The 20,139-nt window shown below is 31.9% G+C and carries 23 protein-coding genes, 1 tRNA gene and 1 pseudogene; 19 read left to right on the top strand and 6 right to left on the bottom strand.

Annotation, left to right across the window (positions count from 1 at the left end):
* Positions 1-109 precede the first annotated feature (109 nt).
* Positions 110-182 (bottom strand) — tRNA-Lys (locus tag B4J88_RS06965).
* A gap of 298 nt (positions 183-480) precedes the next feature.
* Between B4J88_RS06965 and B4J88_RS06960 the strand changes: the two genes are divergently transcribed.
* Together B4J88_RS06960 and B4J88_RS06955 are read left to right on the top strand one after the other, a co-directional pair.
* Positions 481-1,086 carry a hypothetical protein gene (locus B4J88_RS06960; RefSeq protein WP_115001390.1) on the top strand — a complete coding sequence of 202 codons (606 nt, stop codon included), beginning with the start codon at positions 481-483 and terminating at the stop codon, positions 1,084-1,086.
* A gap of 2 nt (positions 1,087-1,088) precedes the next feature.
* Entirely contained in the window at positions 1,089-1,616 is a 528-nt protein-coding gene (locus tag B4J88_RS06955) for a shikimate kinase (protein ID WP_038334501.1), read from the top strand.
* Here B4J88_RS06955 and B4J88_RS06950 read toward each other — a convergent pair.
* Positions 1,613-2,026, bottom strand: coding sequence for an RNA-binding S4 domain-containing protein (locus B4J88_RS06950; protein ID WP_038334500.1), 414 nt, complete (start codon positions 2,024-2,026; stop codon positions 1,613-1,615). The genes B4J88_RS06955 and B4J88_RS06950 overlap by 4 nt on opposite strands.
* Before the next feature lie 67 nt (positions 2,027-2,093).
* Between B4J88_RS06950 and B4J88_RS06945 the strand changes: the two genes are divergently transcribed.
* Together B4J88_RS06945 and pncB are read left to right on the top strand one after the other, a co-directional pair.
* On the top strand, positions 2,094-2,861 hold the full coding sequence (locus B4J88_RS06945) for a hypothetical protein (RefSeq protein WP_291058943.1): 768 nt from the start codon (positions 2,094-2,096) through the stop codon (positions 2,859-2,861).
* Between the two features lie 96 nt (positions 2,862-2,957).
* The gene (gene pncB, locus B4J88_RS06940; RefSeq protein WP_280038007.1) at positions 2,958-4,160 is read left to right on the top strand and encodes a nicotinate phosphoribosyltransferase; all 1,203 of its coding nucleotides are present in this window, start codon (positions 2,958-2,960) and stop codon (positions 4,158-4,160) included.
* A gap of 73 nt (positions 4,161-4,233) precedes the next feature.
* Here pncB and B4J88_RS06935 read toward each other — a convergent pair whose 3' ends face one another.
* Positions 4,234-5,538, bottom strand: coding sequence for an aminopeptidase P family protein (locus B4J88_RS06935; protein ID WP_180904959.1), 1,305 nt, complete (start codon positions 5,536-5,538; stop codon positions 4,234-4,236).
* 338 nt (positions 5,539-5,876) lie between these two features.
* Here B4J88_RS06935 and rpsF point away from each other — a divergent pair, with 338 nt between their 5' ends.
* The 3 genes and pseudogenes from rpsF to rplI all read left to right on the top strand — a co-directional run.
* Entirely contained in the window at positions 5,877-6,224 is a 348-nt protein-coding gene (rpsF, locus tag B4J88_RS06930) for a 30S ribosomal protein S6 (RefSeq protein ID WP_038334492.1), read from the top strand.
* 8 nt (positions 6,225-6,232) lie between these two features.
* Positions 6,233-6,535: a 30S ribosomal protein S18 gene (rpsR, locus tag B4J88_RS06925; protein ID WP_019976570.1), complete on the top strand. Its 303-nt coding sequence runs from the start codon at positions 6,233-6,235 to the stop codon at positions 6,533-6,535.
* Between the two features lie 21 nt (positions 6,536-6,556).
* A pseudogene (gene rplI, locus B4J88_RS06920) lies at positions 6,557-7,054 on the top strand (50S ribosomal protein L9); the annotation flags it as partial.
* Positions 7,055-7,262: 208 nt separating this feature from the next.
* Here the strand turns inward: rplI and B4J88_RS06915 are convergent.
* On the bottom strand, positions 7,263-8,087 hold the full coding sequence (locus B4J88_RS06915; RefSeq protein ID WP_291066996.1) for a DUF5694 domain-containing protein: 825 nt from the start codon (positions 8,085-8,087) through the stop codon (positions 7,263-7,265).
* 142 nt (positions 8,088-8,229) lie between these two features.
* On the opposite strand from B4J88_RS06915, the gene B4J88_RS06910 reads away from it, so the two are divergent.
* Complete coding sequence (locus tag B4J88_RS06910) at positions 8,230-9,297, top strand: sensor histidine kinase (protein WP_291066994.1); 1,068 nt, start codon at positions 8,230-8,232, stop codon at positions 9,295-9,297.
* Positions 9,284-9,964, top strand: coding sequence for a LytR/AlgR family response regulator transcription factor (locus B4J88_RS06905; protein ID WP_291066992.1), 681 nt, complete (start codon positions 9,284-9,286; stop codon positions 9,962-9,964). The genes B4J88_RS06910 and B4J88_RS06905 overlap by 14 nt, the downstream gene beginning before the upstream one ends.
* Positions 9,965-10,014: 50 nt before the next feature.
* Here the strand turns inward: B4J88_RS06905 and aroC are convergent, their stop codons facing one another.
* Together aroC and B4J88_RS06895 are read right to left on the bottom strand one after the other, a co-directional pair.
* A complete protein-coding gene (gene aroC / locus B4J88_RS06900; protein ID WP_115001405.1) occupies positions 10,015-11,073 on the bottom strand; it encodes a chorismate synthase in 1,059 nt (352 codons plus the stop codon).
* Between the two features lie 23 nt (positions 11,074-11,096).
* Positions 11,097-12,170 (bottom strand): 3-oxoacyl-ACP synthase III family protein, encoded by a 1,074-nt coding sequence (locus tag B4J88_RS06895; protein WP_038334667.1) that lies wholly within the window; start codon positions 12,168-12,170, stop codon positions 11,097-11,099.
* A 123-nt stretch (positions 12,171-12,293) separates the two neighbouring features.
* Here B4J88_RS06895 and B4J88_RS06890 point away from each other — a divergent pair, with 123 nt between their 5' ends.
* The 10 genes from B4J88_RS06890 to B4J88_RS06845 all read left to right on the top strand — a co-directional run bounded on the left by B4J88_RS06890 (position 12,294) and on the right by B4J88_RS06845 (position 20,106).
* Entirely contained in the window at positions 12,294-12,857 is a 564-nt protein-coding gene (locus tag B4J88_RS06890) for a hypothetical protein (RefSeq protein ID WP_038334487.1), read from the top strand.
* A gap of 25 nt (positions 12,858-12,882) precedes the next feature.
* Complete coding sequence (gene ubiE, locus B4J88_RS06885; protein ID WP_038334486.1) at positions 12,883-13,623, top strand: bifunctional demethylmenaquinone methyltransferase/2-methoxy-6-polyprenyl-1,4-benzoquinol methylase UbiE; 741 nt, start codon at positions 12,883-12,885, stop codon at positions 13,621-13,623.
* Positions 13,624-13,649: 26 nt separating this feature from the next.
* Positions 13,650-14,450 (top strand): porin family protein, encoded by an 801-nt coding sequence (locus B4J88_RS06880; RefSeq protein ID WP_038334485.1) that lies wholly within the window; start codon positions 13,650-13,652, stop codon positions 14,448-14,450.
* Positions 14,451-14,502: 52 nt separating this feature from the next.
* Entirely contained in the window at positions 14,503-15,642 is a 1,140-nt protein-coding gene (locus B4J88_RS06875) for an acyl-CoA dehydrogenase family protein (protein ID WP_115001412.1), read from the top strand.
* A gap of 123 nt (positions 15,643-15,765) precedes the next feature.
* On the top strand, positions 15,766-16,626 hold the full coding sequence (locus B4J88_RS06870) for a fumarylacetoacetate hydrolase family protein (protein WP_115001415.1): 861 nt from the start codon (positions 15,766-15,768) through the stop codon (positions 16,624-16,626).
* Positions 16,627-16,980: 354 nt separating this feature from the next.
* Positions 16,981-17,436 (top strand): 50S ribosomal protein L13, encoded by a 456-nt coding sequence (gene rplM / locus B4J88_RS06865; RefSeq protein WP_038334665.1) that lies wholly within the window; start codon positions 16,981-16,983, stop codon positions 17,434-17,436.
* Between the two features lie 9 nt (positions 17,437-17,445).
* On the top strand, positions 17,446-17,832 hold the full coding sequence (gene rpsI / locus B4J88_RS06860) for a 30S ribosomal protein S9 (protein ID WP_038334481.1): 387 nt from the start codon (positions 17,446-17,448) through the stop codon (positions 17,830-17,832).
* Positions 17,833-17,956: 124 nt separating this feature from the next.
* Entirely contained in the window at positions 17,957-18,703 is a 747-nt protein-coding gene (gene rpsB, locus B4J88_RS06855; RefSeq protein ID WP_038334479.1) for a 30S ribosomal protein S2, read from the top strand.
* Positions 18,704-18,817: 114 nt separating this feature from the next.
* Positions 18,818-19,642, top strand: coding sequence for a translation elongation factor Ts (gene tsf / locus B4J88_RS06850; protein WP_219033598.1), 825 nt, complete (start codon positions 18,818-18,820; stop codon positions 19,640-19,642).
* Positions 19,643-19,782: 140 nt separating this feature from the next.
* On the top strand, positions 19,783-20,106 hold the full coding sequence (locus B4J88_RS06845) for a T9SS type A sorting domain-containing protein (RefSeq protein WP_115001418.1): 324 nt from the start codon (positions 19,783-19,785) through the stop codon (positions 20,104-20,106).
* Positions 20,107-20,139 lie beyond the last annotated feature (33 nt).

Here is a 20,139-nt window from a genome sequence, read left to right as displayed (position 1 = left end):
GAGCTACCAGGTCTCCGTTTTTTCGGACTGCAAATATACGATTATATCTGAGTTTACAAAACGAAAGACGTTTTTATTTTTTTATATAAAAAAGAACGTTTTGACTAAGTGACCTGGCTGGGGCTCGAACCCAGGACCCCAACATTAAAAGTGTTGTGCTCTACCAACTGAGCTACCAGGTCGGTTTCTTAAATCGAGTGCAAATATAGGGCGTTTAATACTAATTTAACAAACGTTTTGTGAAGTTTTTTACAATTTATTAATTAATCATTTCGGTTTTAAGAACTTAAATTTAGATAAATTTTTAGTTTTTTTTTGAAAGATAGAATTTCGAGTACGAAAACTGAAAAAATAAGCCATAGAAACATCATTTTATATATTTGATAAATGATTTATATACTATATTTGTCATCCAGCAAATCTAAATCTATGTGAACCGAAATTATTTTCGGAACGCTATTTAAAGATTGAAATTTTAGAATGAAGAAGAATATACTATATATTATTATTGCTTTGTTTTCGATAGTGTCGTGTAAAAAATCTGATAATCCAGAGGCAGACGTACCCGATTCTGAATATGCAAACAATTGTAATCAGGAAACAAAAGATGCACATTTGTCTAATTTTGCATTGAAAGAATTAAAGGAATTAATAAAAGATCAACCACAGATTATTCATCAAAAATTGAATGATCGTTGTTTCAAGGTTTCTAAACTTGGAAAAAATTTATACATTCAAAATTCAGATCGTTTAGATTCTTTGAAGATTAAAAACAATAATCAAGGAACAATGTTTTTGAATAAAATAACAGCAATACAGGTTTCACAAGAGATTGTTTATAAATTAACATATTCTTTTCCTATTAAATTCTTGAATCAATATAGAGCAGAAATCAAAAAAGATGCGCCAAAATCTAAATATCATCATTCAAATTCAATCGTTACTAACGAAGATTATCAAGTAACTTATAATGTGGAACGTTATGATGCAAGACGTTTGGAGAATACGTATTCATATCAAATTGATACGTTTGATGGATATGCGAGATTAACTATTTTTTATTCAGAAGACTTACCAGTAGACTAATCATGATTATTTCTTTAGTAGGATATATGGGTAGCGGAAAATCGACTACCGGAAAAGATTTAGCCAAAGCATTGGGTTTCGAATTTATTGATCTTGATGATTTTATCGAACAAAAATATCAAACAAAAATTAGTGAGATTTTTGAAAAAGAAGGCGAATTAGGTTTTCGTAAAAAAGAACGAGAAGCCTTAAAAGAAGTTCTGACTTCAACAAACATTGTGCTTTCTTTAGGCGGTGGAACTCCTGTTTATTTCGATAATATGAATGAAATTGCCAACAATTCAATTTCATTTTTTATGCGTGTACAATTACCACAATTGGTGAAACGATTAGAAAATAAAAAAGAAACTCGACCTTTAATTGCTCATCTTTCTAATGAAGAAATGATGGAGTTTATTGCGAAACATTTATTTGAACGCAATCAATATTATGAAAAGGCAAAATATACAATCAGTATTTCGAACCAAAGTACATTAGAGATTTTGGACGAAATTATGAAACATCTTAAAAAGGAGAAGATTTGGAATTAATCCAAATCTTCTCCTTTTATAATGATACCTTCAGTATCTTCTCCACCCTCTTCTAAATAATCATCCAAATCTCGGCGATCTTTTTTCGTTGGTCGACCTTCTCCTCTTTCACGATAATAATCTTGCGAAAGCTTTCGAAGCTCTAAAACTTCATATTCTTCTTTTGGCGTTGTATCCACAATATGCAAGGTTAACAATTTAGCTCCAATTCTATTATTTGGCACTTGCAATACTTTAAAAGATAAATTAATTTGATCTTTTCTCACCTCAATCGCATCACCTGGAATTATATCTCGCGACGCTTTTGCTACATCTCCATTCACTTTTACACGATTCTTTTTTACCGCATCAGCCGCTAAAGATCTCGTTTTATAATATCTAACACTCCAAAGAAATTTATCTAATCTCATTTAAAACTGAATATTTGTTAGGTTAAACTAATATTTTTTCTAAATTCGCAATATAAATCGAAATAACATGATAAAGAAATTCTTCGTTACTTTAATTGCATGTTCTGCTGTTTTAGTAGGATGTAATAATGATGATGATAATGGTGTAAATAAAGAAACTAAAATTCCAGTTGAAGAACGTAATGCTTTAGATGATGAAGCGATTCAACAATATATGGAAGATTATTATTTCAATCCTAAAAATGGAAAACTTACAAAGTTTGATACCATAAAAGGAAACGATGATGATGCTTATCCAACATTAAAATCTTTAGCAAAACAAGATAACTTAGGAATTTGGTATGCCGAAAATCCAAATCATAAAGGAACAGGAGAATCTATTGTTTCTAATGATAGTACTTCTATTTATTTAAATATTGAATCAAGCTCTTTCCTAGCTACAAATAGCACAGATTACAAAAGAAAATATGGCTTAGTTAGTCAAATTTATCTAACTGGATGGAACTCAATAAATTTAGGAGGGACTTCTGCTGTAGAAGATCCAACTTATTATTACTACATTCCTACTGAAACTGAAGCTAAAAATGGAGTAAAAAGAGAACATGTCGAATTGAAAAATTTCGCAGAAGGGCTTAAACACTTTAAATCTACAAACCGTTCTACAAATGATTTGTATAACTTTCAAGGTGTAATCATTTTACCTTCTCGTTTAGCTTATGCACGAAATAAATACTACGTTTCTGGATCAGGACTATCTGATTACTCATCATTCAGAGACCTTACAATAGTTTTCAATTTCGAATTACCTAAAATCGAAAAAAGAACAACAAAATAATTATCTTCAAAACAAGATAATCTTACAAAAACCATCTGTATTGATGGTTTTTTTTTATCTTTAAATTTCAAAATGTATTAGAATTAAACCTAAAAAATGAGTATAATAAAATCTATTATCGATAACGATTTCTATAAATTCACCATGCAATTTGGCGTTACAAAATTGTATCCAGATGTAATGGCGCGCTATAAATTCATTAACCGTGGTGAACATCAATTTCCTGAAGGTTTTGCAGAAGAATTGCAAAAAGAAATCAATGCAATGGCTTCACTTGCTTTAACCAAAGACGAAAAAGACTTTTTCACAACAAATTGCCCTTATTTGAGTCCTGCTTATTTAGACTTTTTGCAAGGTTATCGTTATGATCCAAATGAAGTAAAAATCGCTCAAAATGGTGCTGATGTAGAAGTTCACGTAGAAGGATATTGGTACCGCACAATTCTATGGGAGGTTCCAATTCTTTGCTTAATTAGTGAAGTTTTTTACAAATTAACTAATGCAAAACGCATCACAAACGAAGAAATCACAAAACGTACAAGCGATAAAGTTGATTTATACAATCGCCTTGGCGTTACAGTTGCAGAGTTCGGTACGCGTCGTCGTCACAGTTATGAAGTTCATGATGTCGTGATGAAAGAATTAACAAACCATAAAGGAAAAAGTTTTGTTGGAACTTCTAATGTTCACTTTGCGCATAAATATGGTGTTAAACCAATTGGAACACACGCTCACGAATGGTTTATGTTTCATGGTGCACGCTACGGATTCAAAATCGCGAATTCAATCAGTTTAGATCGTTGGGTAAAAGTTTATTATGGCGATTTAGGAATTGCTTTGACAGATACGTATACGTCGGATGTTTTCTTTGGACAATTTGATAAAAAACTATCTAAATTATTTGATGGTGTTCGCCACGATTCTGGAGATCCAATTGAATTTGGAGAAAAAACAATTGCACATTACGAAAAAATGGGCATCAATCCTTTATTCAAAACGATTATTTTCTCGGATGGATTAAATTCTGAAAAAGTGGAAATGATTACAAAAGCTTTCAAAGGAAGAATTGGATTGTCATTTGGAATTGGAACCAATTTAACAAACGACACTGATTTAAAACCTATGAATATCGTGATGAAATTGACCGAAATTTCTTCGATAGATATAAAATGGACAGGCGTTGTAAAACTTTCTGATGAAAAAAATAAACATACTGGAACGCCACGTATGATTGCTCTTGCAAAAGAAATGTTAGATTTAGATGACATTCCAAGCCACGATGCGCCAGAAAATGATTAAGAATATTCTTTAAAATAAAAAATGGAACTCAATATTGAGTTCCATTTTTGTTATCATTTAATATAATGAAAGATTATTTATTCATTAAATCTTCGATTTCTTCTGCTTCTAACGGAATATTTTGCATCAAGTTGAAAGGTTTTCCTTCTTTCTGAATTACATAATCATCTTCCAAACGAATTCCAAAACCTTCTGCAGGAATATAGAATCCTGGCTCGTTTGTGAAAACCATTCCAGCCACAAAATCATCAGTCAATAAACCATAATCATGTGTATCTAATCCCATATGATGAGACGTTCCATGCATCATGTATTTTTTGTAAGCTGGCCAAGCTGGATCTTCGTTTTGTACATCTGCTTTATCCAACAAACCTAAACCTAACAATTCAGAAGTATAAACTTTTCCTAATTCTTCGTGGTATTTGTACCAATTATTCCCAGGAACTAACATCGTTTCCGCTTCTTTTTTACAACGTAAAACTGCATCATAAACTTCGCGTTGGCGTTTTGTATATTTTCCATTAACTGGAATTGTACGTGACATATCTGATGAATAATTTGCATATTCAGCTGCAACATCAAACAAAATCAAATCACCGTCTTTACATTCTTGATTATTTTGAATATAATGCAACACATTTGCATTATTTCCAGACGCAATAATTGGCGTGTATGCAAAACCTTTTGAACGATTACGAAGAAATTCGTGAACAAACTCAGCTTCGATTTCGAATTCCCAAACTCCAGGTTTTACGAAATTTAAAATACGACGAAAACCTTTTTCTGTGATATCACACGCTTGTTGAATCAATTGAATTTCTTCTGGTTCTTTTACAGAACGTAAACGTTGCAAAATAGGATTTGAACGTAAATAAGTATGTCCAGGATAATCTACTTTCAATTGTTTTACAAAACGATCTTCGCGCGTTTCTACTTGAGGTGCTTCTGTTACGCGATAATGCTCATTTTTATTTACATAAACATTATCTGCTTCTACCATCAATTTGCGCAAAACATTTGGTAAATCTTGTAACCAAAGTACAGTTTTGATTCCAGAAACTTCTGTTGCTTGAGCTTTTGATAATTTTTCTCCTTCCCAAACTGCAATATGATCGTTTGTTTCACGAACAAATAATACTTCCTTATATTTAGGATCGTAAGCGTCAGGAAAAATTAATAAGATAGATTCTTCTTGATCAACCCCAGATAAATAAAAAATATCACGATGTTGTGCAAACGGTAACGTAGAATCTGAAGAAATTGGATAAATATCGTTAGAATTGAAAATAGCAAGAGAACGAGGTTTCATTGCTTTTACAAATTTCGCTCTGTTCTTTACGAATAACTCGCTTGGAATAGGATTGTATTTTGTTGTCATAAAATTTTACATTAATTATTATGACCAAATTTAAGAAGATGTTTTTAGAAAAAAAAGGAAAACCCTCGCAGAAACGAGGGTTTTAACCTTAACCAACCTAAACCTATGAAAAAGCCATTAGCCTTTTATGTTGACAAATGTAAGCTACTTTTTTTAAACTGCAAATTTTTTTTTAAAAAAGTCAATATTTTTTGAAGATCAATATGATAAAACGATAATATTCAATAAATAAGGTATTAATAAAAATTCAATAAATATTCATTTGTAATATTTGGATTATTATTTATATATTTGCACCTCGAATTTTAGTATAAATAATAACTTAAAAGAAGTTAAAAATGACACATTACGAAACTGTTTTCATTTTGACTCCCGTTCTATCTGATTCTCAGGTAGAGGAAGCAGTTAATAAATTCAATGACTTTGTTACTGCTAACGGTGGTGAAATCGTAGCAAAAGAGAACTGGGGCTTAAAAAAATTAGCTTACCCAATTCAAAACAAAAGAAATGGATTCTACCACTTAGTAGAATTTAAATCAGACAATAACGAGTTAGTTTCTCAATTAGAAGTTGCTTACAAACGTGATGAGCGTGTAATCCGTTTCTTAACTGTGAAATTAGACAAACACGGTATGGACTGGGCAGAAAAACGTAGAACAAAATTAAAGTCTAACTCTAACAAATAAGCAAAGCTATGGCAATTGACGATTTAGCAAAAAAAGCAGCTGGAGGTAGCGAATCAGAAATCCGTTATTTATCTCCTTTAGATATCGAAACACAATCAAACTCAAAATATTGTCGTTTCAAAAAATTTGGAATCAAATACGTTGACTATAAAGACGCTGATTTCTTAATTCAATTCGTGAATGAGCAAGGTAAAATTTTACCTCGTCGTTACACAGGAACATCTTTAAAATACCAAAGAAAAGTTTCTAAAGCGATCAAAAGAGCTCGTCACTTAGCATTAATGCCATTTATTGGTGATCAATTAAAATAATAACCTAAATATTAAAATATCATGAACGTAATTTTAAGACAAGATGTAGAAGGTTTAGGTTTTGAATTTGAAGTTGTTTCAGTAAAACCTGGATACGCACGTAACTTCTTAATCCCTCGTGGATTAGCATCAGTTGCAACTCCAAATAACGTAAAAGCATTAAACGAAGTTTTAGAAGCTCGTAAAGCAGAAGAAGCTACATTAATCGCTGCAGCAAAAGAAAAAGCAGCTAAATTAGATGGTTTAGTTGTTAAAATCGACGCTAAAGTTGGTTCTGGAGACAAATTATTTGGATCTATCAACAATGCAGATTTAGCAGAAGCTTTAGTAAAAGCTGGTGTTGAAATCGAGAAGAAAAACATTAGAATCCCTGGAAACACTATCAAACGTTTAGGAAAATACGAAGCTAAAGTTCGTTTCCACAGAGATGTTGAAGTAGATTTCGGATTTGAAATTGTACCAGATGCTGCATCTATCAAAGCTGCTGAAGAAGCTGCTAAAACTAGAGCAGAATTAGCTAAATTAGATGCTCAAAAAGCAGCTAACGCTAATAAAGAAGAAGGTTCTTTCTTTAACTTCGATAACCCAATTTACGCTAACGACAAAAAAGCGAAAAAAGAGGAAGTATCAGAAGAAGTTGCTACAGAAGAAGCTCCATCTACAGAAGAATAATTATTATTCAACTATATATAAAAAAACCTCGCAATTGCGAGGTTTTTTTATGCTTTTATTTTAGATAATCTAACGTATTTACTTCTTTAAACTTTGGCGAACGTCGTAAGAAATCTTTGAAGAAAGCCGTATGCGTAGCACCCATTAATACAAAAATACGATCGTCTTTTGTAATCGGCACATTGTTCATATTTGAGAACATAGCTAAATTTCTATGATAATATTTCGCCGCTTGCTCTGCTCCTACTGGATATTTTTTGTATGAAACCGTCGTTAACATATCCGCATTAACTGCAACAGAAAAATCTAAAAATTCTGGTTGATTATAGTACTGCAATAACTCTTTTAATTTTACATCTTTTTTTGTTACTCCATTTTTCGATTCATTATTTCGGAACATTTCAATGTATCTTTTGAATGTAATCGAATCATCTTGCTCTTTCAACAAATCACCAAGCATATAAAGATAATCTTCTTGATAATTAATTCCGTAAATTTTCTTCGATCCGCTTAGTCTCCCAACTTCATAAGCCAATAACTCAACTTCGTTTGGATTTTCAAACTTCATTTTAGGATTAAGTAAATAATCTTGAAAAAGTTTATTCAACACTTTATTGCGAGAAGGATTTTGTTCAACTAAAATAATTGTAGGTTTAAAAGCCGCAATCTGCTTTGCTATTTCATGTATTTGACGAACATTATCTTGGTTATTCTCATCAAATTCAGTCGTACTTGCATCTGGCGTATATCCCATGTGAAAAGTTCCCATATTAAGAACTGGAATAGCATCATCAAATTTTGTTTGAAATTGATATTTTGCTTGAGCAGATAAATTCATAGTACCAATAAATGTAGCAATTGCAATAAATAAGTTTTTCATTTGAGTTAATTTTTAATTATGATTCAAATTTCTGTGATTCTGAAAAAATTGACTTCTATTTATCGACTAACCCATTTGATTTATCGACGAATCACTTCACTTTTATCTAGAAAAGAATCTAATTTTACAAAAAACAAAAACAATGGAGCGTGATAAAAAAAATTTAAGTTTCTCGAAACAAAAAAGTGTACTTATACTTTTAGGGTTCTGGATTATTTACATTCTGTTTGACTACATAACAATTGGATTAGTAAATCTAACTAACGGAAATTCATTTTTTGAAGCAATTAACTTATTTGCATCAACAATGTATATTGTTCAGTTAATTACAATTTTTATTATCTATTTTTTTATTGCTCCTTATTTTCTAAAAAATATCAATTGGAAATCGATATTATTCTCTATAATATGTTCCTTTACAACATTTATTATTGTTCGTTATTTTATTGAGCAAATTATTACAGATTTTTTGTTTCACAAAGTCAATTATTTTGAAGGAACAACGATTAGTTTTTACATTTACGACAATTTACATTATGGTTCTTTTATCGTTTTTTCGTCACTATTTTTATGGATGACATTTCATTCAATCCATACACTAAAACAAAATAACATCATAGAAAAAGAGAAAAAAGAAGCTGAAATCAACTTTCTAAAATCTCAAATTAATCCTCATTTTTTGTTTAATACTCTTAATAATATTTATAGTTTGGTGAGTGTAAATTCTCCTCATTCGCTGAAAGCAATCGAAAATTTGAGTGCAATTATGCGTTTTACAACCTACGAAACCAATAAAGATAAAATAGAAATTGAACGAGAAATAGATTACATCAATCAATACTTAGATTTGGAACAAATTCGTTACGGAGAAAGATTTTATATCGAAAAAGAATTTTATATCGAGAATTCAAAAAAAATGATTCATCCTTATATTATTTCGCCCTTTATAGAAAATGCACTAAAACATGGTGTTGTAAAAGAAAAAGATCATCCCATCAAAATCAGTTTAAAAACTGATGCTACTTTTCTCGAAATATCAGTTTCTAATAAAATAAATCAACATCAAAAAGATGAAACTTCTGGAATTGGGCTCGTAAATTTAAAAAAAAGGTTGAATTATTATTTTGGAAATAATTATACATTCGAAATTAGGAATGATCACGAAACATTTCATATTTACTTAAAAATTCCTTTTGATGCCGAAAATTAATTGTATTATCATCGACGATGAGCCACTTGCTGTAGATTTATTAAAAAAACATGCAACAGAAAATGAACAACTAAATCTTTTGTTAGCCACAACAGAAGTTTTTGAAGCAATCGATTTTTTGAAAAATAATAAAGTTGATCTTATTTTCACAGATATTCAAATGCCCGAATTAACAGGAATTCAATTGATGAAAATCCTTGATCATTCTCAGAAATTTATTGTTACAACTGCTTATCAAGATTATGCTTTAGAAAGTTTTAATTTTCATGTGGTTGATTATTTATTGAAACCTATTACGAAAGATCGTTTTGATGCCTCTGTAAAAAAATATGTTGATTTTTTTCAAACGACATCAACTAAAAATCAGTCAACTTATTTGTTCGTAAAAGCAGATGGAAAGCAAGTGAAAATTAATTTTTCGGACTTAATTTATATTGAAGGCTTGAAAGATTATATTCGAATTCATACTAAAACTGAAAAATTATTAGTCTTAGAAACTATGAAATCTTTCGAAGAAAAATTACCAAATCATTTCAAAAGAATTCATCGTTCGTATATCATCAACCTTGATTTTTTAACTTCAATAGATGGTAATTCTGTTTATCTCAATCAGAAAATTTTACCAATTGGAGAAACATATAGAAAAGAAATGAAGGATTTTGGTTAAAAGCGTTAAGCAAAAAAAACTCCAACTTTTAAAGTTGGAGTTTTTGTTATTTATATATTTCTTGTTCGTTGTATCAGCAACATATCAGCCAAAACCATCGCAGCTAAACTTTCTACAATAGGAACGGCTCTTGGAACAACACAAGGATCATGACGACCTTTTCCATGCATTTCTACCATTTTGCCATCTGCATTCAACGTTGTTTGTTCTTGCATTAATGTCGCAACTGGCTTGAAAGCAACTTTAAAATAAATATCCATTCCATTTGAAACTCCACCTTGTATTCCTCCAGAATAATTGGTTCTTGTTGTTCCATCTTGGTTGAATTGATCATTCATTTCTGAACCTTTCATCGATGTAGAAGCAAAACCTTCGCCGTATTCAAAACCTTTTACGGCATTTATCGACATCATCGCCTGTCCTAAACGTGCATGCAATTTATCAAAAATTGGTTCACCTAAACCAACTGGCACATTTTGAATAACACAAGTTACTTCACCTCCAATTGTATCACCTTCTTTGCGAATTTCTTTGATACGATTAATCATTTTTTCTGCCATTTCTAGATCTGGACAACGAACTGCCGTTTCTTCAATTTTAGAAAAATCTAATGTAGAATAATCATTATCCAACTTCAACTCACCTACTCCGCTTACATAAGCTGTAATATTGATATTTGGAATCACATGTTTTGCAACAGCACCACCAACAACCCAATTAGCCGTTTCTCGCGCAGAAGTTCTTCCTCCACCTCTATGATCGCGAACACCATATTTGGTTTCGTATGTAAAATCGGCATGAGAAGGACGAAAAACGTCTTTTATATGATCGTAATCGTGAGATTTTTGATTATCATTCGGAATAATAAACCCGATAGAAGCACCTGTTGTTTTTCCTTCAAAAATACCTGAAAGAAATTGTACTGTATCTGGTTCTTTTCGTTGTGTCACAATTGCAGATTGTCCTGGTTTACGACGATCTAATTGCGCTTGTATCCAATCAAAATCTAATTCGATTCCACTTGGAACGCCATCAATTACACCTCCAATCGCTACACCATGACTTTCGCCAAAAGTTGAAATTTTAAATAGTCTTCCGAATGTATTCACAATAGTATATGTGTTTTTTGTTTTTATTTTTCGAATTGATAAATCACTGCATTAACATTCATTGTAGCTCCAACAGAAGCTAAAATAATTTTATCATTTGCGTGAAATTGATGAGGAGCTAATTCTCCTTTTTTGATTAAATCAAACATTGTAGGAACCGTTGCTACAGATGTATTTCCTAAGAATTGAACTGTCATTGGATCAATTTTTTCTGGTACAGCTACACCATATAATTTGTATAAACGCTCTATCATTGCATGATCCATTTTTGCATTTGCTTGGTGCAATAAAATTTTATCAATATCGGTAATTGATAAATTTGTTTCATCTAACAATTCTTTAATTGCTGGTGGAACATTTTTTAATACGAATTCGTAAACTTTACGACCTTTCATATTAATTGTTTTGATTGAACCTTTATAATCTGGATTTGCAGAACGTCCATTTGTCAAGTAAGCCAATTCATCACCTGTATAACTTAACGTTTCGTGATTGATGATTCCATATTTATAATCAGCTTCTTTCGCTTCCAAAACAACTGCTCCTGCTCCATCTGCAAAAATCATCGCAGAACGATCATGCGGATCTACAGCACGAGATAACGTATCAGAACCGATTACCAAAACTTTCTTTGCAATATTTGCTTGAATAAATTGATGTCCTAAAATCAATGATTCTATCCAACCTGGACAACCAAATGTCATATCATAAGGCTTACATTTTAGGTTTTTGATTCCTAAATTGTGTTTTACTTTTGCCGAAATTGACGGCATGATATCAATTTGATGACCAACAGGATCAATATCTCCAAAGTTGTGCCCAACGATTATATAATCTAATTCTTCTGGATTAACACCAGATTCTTCAATTGCTTTTTTAGCAGCAAAAGTTGCGATATCAGAATTTAATAAATCATCTTCTACATATCTTCTTTCTCTGATTTCTGTAATTTCCTCAAATTTACGCGTAATTTCTTCACCAGTTTTATCCAAACGATTTCCACTTTCGTCATAAAATTCGTGGTTAACAAAATCTTCGTTCGTAACAATTCTATTCGGTAAATAGTGTCCAGAACCTGTAATTACAGAGTTTATCATATTAATATTGTTCAATTTTAATAAAAAAATAATAGCGACAAAGTTACACATTTCATTAAAATAGTCATGAAAAATATGTAATAACTCATACCGAAATTAATAAAGTATATTTAATTTAGCAGCATGAAAAAAAATCCTTCATTAATTGGTCTTTTAATCGTCTGTGGATTAGCTGCTTTAATCGTTGTTATTTATAACACTTTTCTAAGCAAAAAAGATGGGTATGTGATTGATAATCCATCAAACAAAACCTTGACAATCAAAATTAACGATAAAGATTTTACAATTGCACCGCAACAAAATGCAAGAGTAGACTTGAAAAAAGGAAAAGCGCATATCGTTTATAGTTTTAATAACAAAAATGTAGATACAGTTGTAGATATTACGAGAGCAAATGGTTTTATAAATCCAACGCATCAAGAATATTATACATTTACACGACCTTATGGTGTTAGAAAAAACAAAGATTCTATCTTTTTATCAAACAATATTGCAATAGATAACAAGATTTATCACGGAATTATCGAAAAATCTTCTCAATTATACATCGAAAACTTTTACTATAACATCGATCAAGATTATCCTAAAATGTTCATAAAAAGTAGTGGAAGCGAGAAAGCAACTGATTTATCGAAAATATTTAACAAAGAAGATTTTAAACAATTTTATTTCGAGAATTACGAATAAGATTTAGATTTTATAACTTTACAAAATGGCAAATCATCAACACGATGCAGTAACTCCTTACGAAGCATCAGATCTAAATAAAAAGAAACAAGTCGAGCAAATGTTCGATAATATTTCGCCAAAATACGATTTATTAAACCGTGTTTTATCAATGGGAATCGACATTCAATGGCGAAAAGATGTTATCAAAATGGTAAAAGCTTCTCAACCAAAAACGATTTTAGATATCGCGACTGGAACAGGAGATTTAGCGATTATGATGGGTAAAAATACCGATGCAAAAATTACTGGATTAGACTTATCTAACGGAATGTTGGAAGTTGGTCGCAAAAAAGTAAAAGAAGCTGGATTAGAAAATCGTATCGAAATGGTGCAAGGTGATTCGGAAAATTTACCTTTTCCTGATAACACTTTTGACTGTGTGACCGTTTCTTTTGGTGTTCGTAATTTTGAAAACTTAGAGAAAGGTTTAGCAGAAATTAATCGTGTTTTAAGACCTGGAGGAACTTTCGTTATTTTAGAATTTTCTTATCCTACAGCTTTTCCAATGAAACAGTTGTACACATTTTATTCTAAAAATATTTTACCTGCAATTGGTAAAATGGTTTCGAAAGATCAAAGTGCTTATACCTATTTACCAGATTCAGTTCGTGCTTTTCCACATGGAGAAGAAATGAAAAACATTCTGAAAAGTGTAAAATTTACACAACCTATTGATAAAAAACTTACTTTTGGTATTGCAAGCATTTATAAAAGTATAAAATAAATTTGCTTGTTATTCGTTGAAAGTCTATGAGAAAAAATCTAATCATCGCATTATCGTTAACTGTTGCTAGCATTGCAAATGCGCAGTTTCGCCCTAATAATGACAGAAGCGAAAACAGAACTGAAACTGATCAGAAAAAATTTAGTTTTGGATATTTCTTGGGAACTAATATGATGAGTTACAAGATTGTTCCTAAAGCACAAACTAACCCTGTCCCTGGAGCTCCTCAAATTCCAGAAGATGATGGAGTAAATGAACACGGTTTAGTTTATTTAGATCAAGAAAGTAAAGCTGGTTTCTCTGTTGGATTAATCGCTAAAATGCGTGTGAATGATTACATCGACTTAAAGTCTGAACCAGGATTGCATTTTGCTCAACGTATTTTACATTTTCGTAATGCTCCTTTAGCTGGTACATCAACTGGTACTTATGAAGGAGATTTAGAAGATTCTAATGTAAAACGCGAAGTAAAATCTACTTATATCGAAATTCCATTGTTACTTAACTTTCACGGAGATCGTTGGTTCAATACACGTCCATATATTCAAGGAGGTTTGGGGTATTTAATGAATTTACAATCGAACGAAAATAAAGAAGACGATAACGCAACTGGAGTTTTCAGAACAACAACGAATAACTTTAACTGGCAAGCTGAAATTGGAGTTGAAATTTATTTCAAACGATTTAAACTTACACCAGCCCTAAAAGGTATGTTCTTCTTTAATAATGAAATTGTTCCTGATAAACCTTCTACAGATCCTTATTGGACAGGAAGTTTGAATTCATTATCAACCAGAGCATTTGTTTTTTCTCTAAAATTTGAATAAAAATTTAAAGTCATAATCATAAAATAATAAAAACCATAAATAATATAATCACATGAATTTTCAATTATCGGAAGAACAATTAATGATTCAAGAAGCTGCTCGTGATTTCGCTAAAGCCGAATTATTACCAGGAGTTATCGAACGCGACGAAACATCTACTTTCCCAACTGATGCAGTAAAAAAAATGGGAGAACTTGGATTCTTAGGTATGATGGTTGACCCAAAATACGGAGGATCTGGTTTAGATAGCGTTTCTTATGTCATTGCAATGGAAGAAATCGCTAAAGTTGATGCTTCTGCTGCTGTTGTCATGTCAGTTAACAACTCTTTGGTTTGTGCTGGTATGGAAAAATATTGTAACGAAGATCAAAAACAAAAATATTTAGTACCATTAGCTTCTGGTCAAGTGATTGGAGCATTTTGTTTATCTGAGCCAGATGCTGGTTCTGATGCGACTTCTCAAAAAACTACTGCAGTAGATATGGGAGATCACTATTTATTAAATGGTACAAAAAACTGGATTACGAATGGTGGAACAGCCTCTACTTATTTAGTAATCGCTCAAACTGATCCAGAAAAAGGTCACAAAGGAATCAATGCTTTCATCGTAGAAAAAGGATGGGCAGGCTTCGAAATTGGACCAAAAGAGCAAAAAATGGGAATCCGTGGTTCTGACACACATTCATTATTCTTTAATGATGTAAAAGTTCCAAAAGAAAACCGTATCGGTGAAGATGGATTTGGATTTGCTTTCGCAATGAATGTCTTAAACGGAGGACGTATCGGTATTGCTTCTCAAGCATTAGGTATTGCACAAGGCGCTTATGAATTAGCATTAGATTATGCAAAAATTCGTAAAGCATTCAAAACAGAAATCATCAATCACCAAGCTGTTGCATTCAAATTAGCAGATATGGCAACTAATATTACAGCTGCTCGTATGTTATGTTTCAAAGCTGCTGTTGAGAAAGATGAAGGAAAAGATATTTCTATTTCTGGTGCAATGGCAAAACTATTTGCTTCTAAAACAGCGAACGAAGTTGCTTCGGAAGCCGTTCAAATTCATGGAGGAAATGGTTATGTTCGCGAGTATCATGTAGAGCGTATGATGCGTGATGCAAAAATTACTCAGATTTACGAAGGAACATCAGAAATTCAAAAAATTGTAATTTCGAGAGGAATTGCTAAATAATTTTAGATAAATATAATTATTTTTTATCTTTATGAGACATCTGTTAATGACAGATGTCTTTTTTTATTTATTTAATCAAAAAACAATACGTCGTATATTTGTGGCGGAAAAAATATAAAGAAGATGAAAATTTTTAGATTCGGACCAAAAGGTCAGGAGAAATCAGGTGTAATCATCGATGAGAAAAAATTTGATGTTTCAGCATCTGGAATTATTTATGATGATGATTTTTTTGGAAATACCGAAAAACAAGAAACTTTACAAAAATATATCGAGCAAAACATTAACAGTTTGCCTTTAGTTGAAGACAATGTACGTATTGGTACGCCTTTAACTCGTCCAGGAAAAATTGTTTGTGTAGGTCTTAACTTCGATGATCACGTAAAAGAAACAGGTTTGGAGCAACAAGCAGAGCCGATTATGTTTATCAAAGCAAATCAATCGTTTAACGGACCAGAAGACGGAATTATGCAACCAAATGGTTCTACAAAAATGGACTGGGAAACAGAACTTTGTATTATTATTGGTGAAAAAGCAAATAATGTAACGGAAGAAAATGCGATGAATCACGTATATGGTTATGCGTTGATTAATGATATTTCTGAGCGTGCATTCCAAACAGAGCGTGGAGGAACTTGGGACAAAGGAAAAGGATGTGATACATTTGCACCTGTAGGTCCTTTTATTGCAACAAAAGACGAAATCGAGGATGTAAATAATTTACGTGTTTGGTTAAAATTAAACGGAGAATTAATGCAAGATGGTAATACAAGTGATTTTATTTACCGCATTCCTAAATTAATTTCCTACCTATCTCAATTCATGTCTTTCTTACCTGGAGATATTATTTCTACAGGTTCTCCAGCAGGATCAGGAATGGGAAAAACACCTCAAGTTTGGTTAAAACCAGGAGATGTTATCGAGTATGGAATTGATGGTTTAGGTTCTACAACTCAAACTATTTTACCTTTCTCAAGAGGTTAAAAATAAGATATCTTACAATAAAAAAACGTGCAATTCAAAATTTGAATTGCACGTTTTTAACTTCTGTTTAGTATCATACTTAATTGATTAAACGATAAAACGTATTCTTTTTCATCCAATCAATTATTGATTTTAAAACAATCTATCAATTAAATAGAACGTCTAATTCGAAAAAAATATTGGATATTCAATTAATTAACGTAATTTTGCAAACGTTTTGACAACCGTCTAAATGGTACAAATCCATCAAAGTGACGAATAATTCCTAAAATCTTTTGGGAAAACAGAATCATTTTGTACATTTGCACCCCGATCGGATTGTCGGTAATTTATAAAATATTAAAAATCAAGATAGTGGACACGTTAAGTTACAAAACTTCATCAGCCAACAAAGAAACTGCTCAGAAAGAATGGGTAGTTGTGGACGCTTCTGACTTATCATTAGGTCGTTTAGCGTCAGGTGTTGCGAAGCTTATCAGAGGTAAGCACAAAACAAACTTCACTCCTCATGCAGATTGTGGAGATTATGTAATTGTTTTAAACGCTGACAAAATTCAATTAACAGGTAACAAATGGGATGACAAATTATACATTCGTCACACAGGTTACCCAGGTGGACAAAGATCTTTAACTGCGAAAGAAGTTTTTGCAAAAGATCCTGTACGCTTAATCGAAAAGTCAGTAAAAGGAATGTTACCTAAAAATAAATTGGGTAGTAAATTATTGACTAATTTACATGTATTTGTTGGTACTGAGCACAATCACGAAGCTCAACAACCAAAACAAATCGATATTAACGAATATTTATAATCTAATTCCATGGCAATAGTTCATAAAATCGGACGTAGAAAAACATCTGTTGCTCGTGTATACTTACAAGAAGGTAATGGAGAAATCTTCATTAACGGGCGCGAGTTAGCAATCTACTTCCCTACAGCAGTATTACAATACAAAGTAGAACAACCATTTTTAATCACTGGTACAAAAGAGAAATACAATGTAGATATCAAAGTATTTGGTGGTGGAATCACTGGTCAAGCTGAAGCAATTCGTTTAGCAATTTCTAGAGCTTTATGTGAAGTTGACGCAGATTTTCGTTTACAATTAAAACCAGAAGGGTTATTAACACGTGACCCACGTATGGTTGAACGTAAAAAATTCGGTCAAAAGAAAGCGCGTAAGAAATTCCAATTCTCTAAACGTTAATTTATTCAATTCATTAAAAAATCCATTTTCCGTTGGTTTAGCATCTAAACAAATAAGGCTAGAATTCTTCGACCACTTGTTTGTTGCTTGTTGAGATAACGGAACGTAAACTAAAAAAAAGAAAATGGCAAAAGTAAATGTAAAGGACTTATTAGGTGCTGGTGTGCACTTTGGTCACTTAACAAGAAAATGGAATCCGGCTATGGCTCCTTATATTTTTATGGAGAAAAACGGAATCCACATCATCGATCTTCACAAAACTGCAGTGAAATTAGATGAAGCATCTGAAGCTTTAGGAAAAATTGCTGCATCTGGACGTAAAGTTCTTTTTGTTGCAACTAAAAAACAAGCAAAAGATGTTGTAGCTAAGCATGCTGAAGAAATCAACATGCCTTATATTACAGAACGTTGGCCTGGTGGGATGTTAACTAACTTTGTTACTATCCGTAAAGCAGTTAAAAAAATGAATTCAATCGATCGTATGAAAAAAGACGGTACGTTTGAAACACTATCTAAAAAAGAAAGATTACAAGTTGATCGTCAAAGAGCATCTTTAGAGAAAAACTTAGGTTCTATCGCTGATATGACACGTTTACCATCTGCAGTATTTATTGTAGATATCGTACGTGAGCACATAGCTGTAGCAGAAGCTCAAAAATTGGGTATTCCAATCTTTGCAATGGTTGATACAAATACTGACCCTCGTCAAGTAGATTTCCCAATCCCTGCAAATGATGATGCTTCTAAATCTATCGATATCATCTTATCTACAGTAGCTGATTCTATCAAAGCTGGTTTATCTACACGTAAAGCAGAAAAAGAAAAAGCAAAAGAAGGTAAAGAAGAAGGAGCTGAAACAAAAGAAGCTTAACATTAACTTGATGATCAATTCATCGATATAATATACCTTGTAGCTCCTACACCACTTTGTGGTGTACGAGCTACTTTTATTTAAAATATTAAGAAACAAAATAAAAATATTACTATGAGCTACAAAGCAACAGCCGCTGAGGTAAGTAAATTAAGAAACGCAACTGGTGCGGGAATGATGGATTCTAAAAAAGCTTTAGAAGAAGCTGGTGGAGATTTCGATAAAGCTGTAGAAGTTTTACGTAAACAAGGACAAAAAGTAGCTGCTAAAAGAGCTGACCGTGATTCTACAGAAGGTGCAGTTATCGCTAAAGTTAACGCTGACCAAACTAAAGGTATCGTTATCGCTTTGAACTGTGAGACTGACTTCGTTGCTAAAAATGAAGCTTTCGTTGCTATGGCTAACGAAATCGCTGATTTAGCTTTGACAGTTAACTCTAAAGAAGAATTATTAGCTTTACCATTCGCAGGAATTACAGTTGGTGAAAAATTAACTGAGCAAACAGGTGTTATTGGAGAAAAAATCGAAATTGGTACTTTCCAAGCTATCGAAGGTGCTATCGTTAATTCTTACATCCACGCTGGTAACAAAATTGGTGCTGTAGTTTCTTTATCTGCTAACGTAGAAGGTGCTTCTGAAGTAGCTCGTGACGTTGCTATGCAAGTTGCTGCTATGAACCCAGTAGCATTAGATGAAACTTCTGTTGCTCAATCTGTAATTGACACTGAATTATCTATCGCTAGAGAAACTTTAGTTGCAGAAGGTAAACCAGAAAACATGATTGAAAACATCGCTCAAGGTAAATTACAAAAATTCTTCAAAGAGAATACATTAGTTCACCAAGCGTCAATCAAAGACGGAAAAACTTCTGTTCAAGATATCGTTAAAGCTGTTAACGCTGACTTGAAAGTAACTGGATTTATCCGTTACAGCTTATAATAAGCTTATAATAAGTTTATAATTTTTATTATATATCTTAAAGTGATGCTAAATTTTAGCATCACTTTTTTGTTTGGTATATATTTTGAAATGTTTGTTTTATAATTATTTATTTTTATATTTGTTAGGATTACAAGCATATGAAACACTTTATACTATTTATAACTATATTTTTATTCACCATAACATCTGCTTCAGCTCAGTCGAGATTTGATCAGGATAAAGGCTCTGTTAGTATTTATCCAAATCCTGCGAGTTCTACATTTACAATAAAATTTGACAATCCATCAAAGGCAAGTTCGGTGTCGATATATTCGATTATTGGAAATGAAGTGATGAATAAAAAATTAGACGGAAGCCAAAAAGCAAACTTTAACGTACAAAGTTTGAAAAAAGGAAAATACATTGTTCGCGTTTTTAATGAAGATGGAACAACAGAAACACAATCCTTGATTAAGAATTAAGATTATTCATATATAAAGACACTGTACCAAAAA

This window comes from Empedobacter sp. UBA5036 (genome assembly GCF_002415215.1).
GTDB lineage: Bacteria > Bacteroidota > Bacteroidia > Flavobacteriales > Weeksellaceae > Empedobacter > Empedobacter falsenii_B.
Note: the sequence above shows the minus strand (reverse complement) of the source record. Positions and strands in the feature narration are given on the sequence as shown.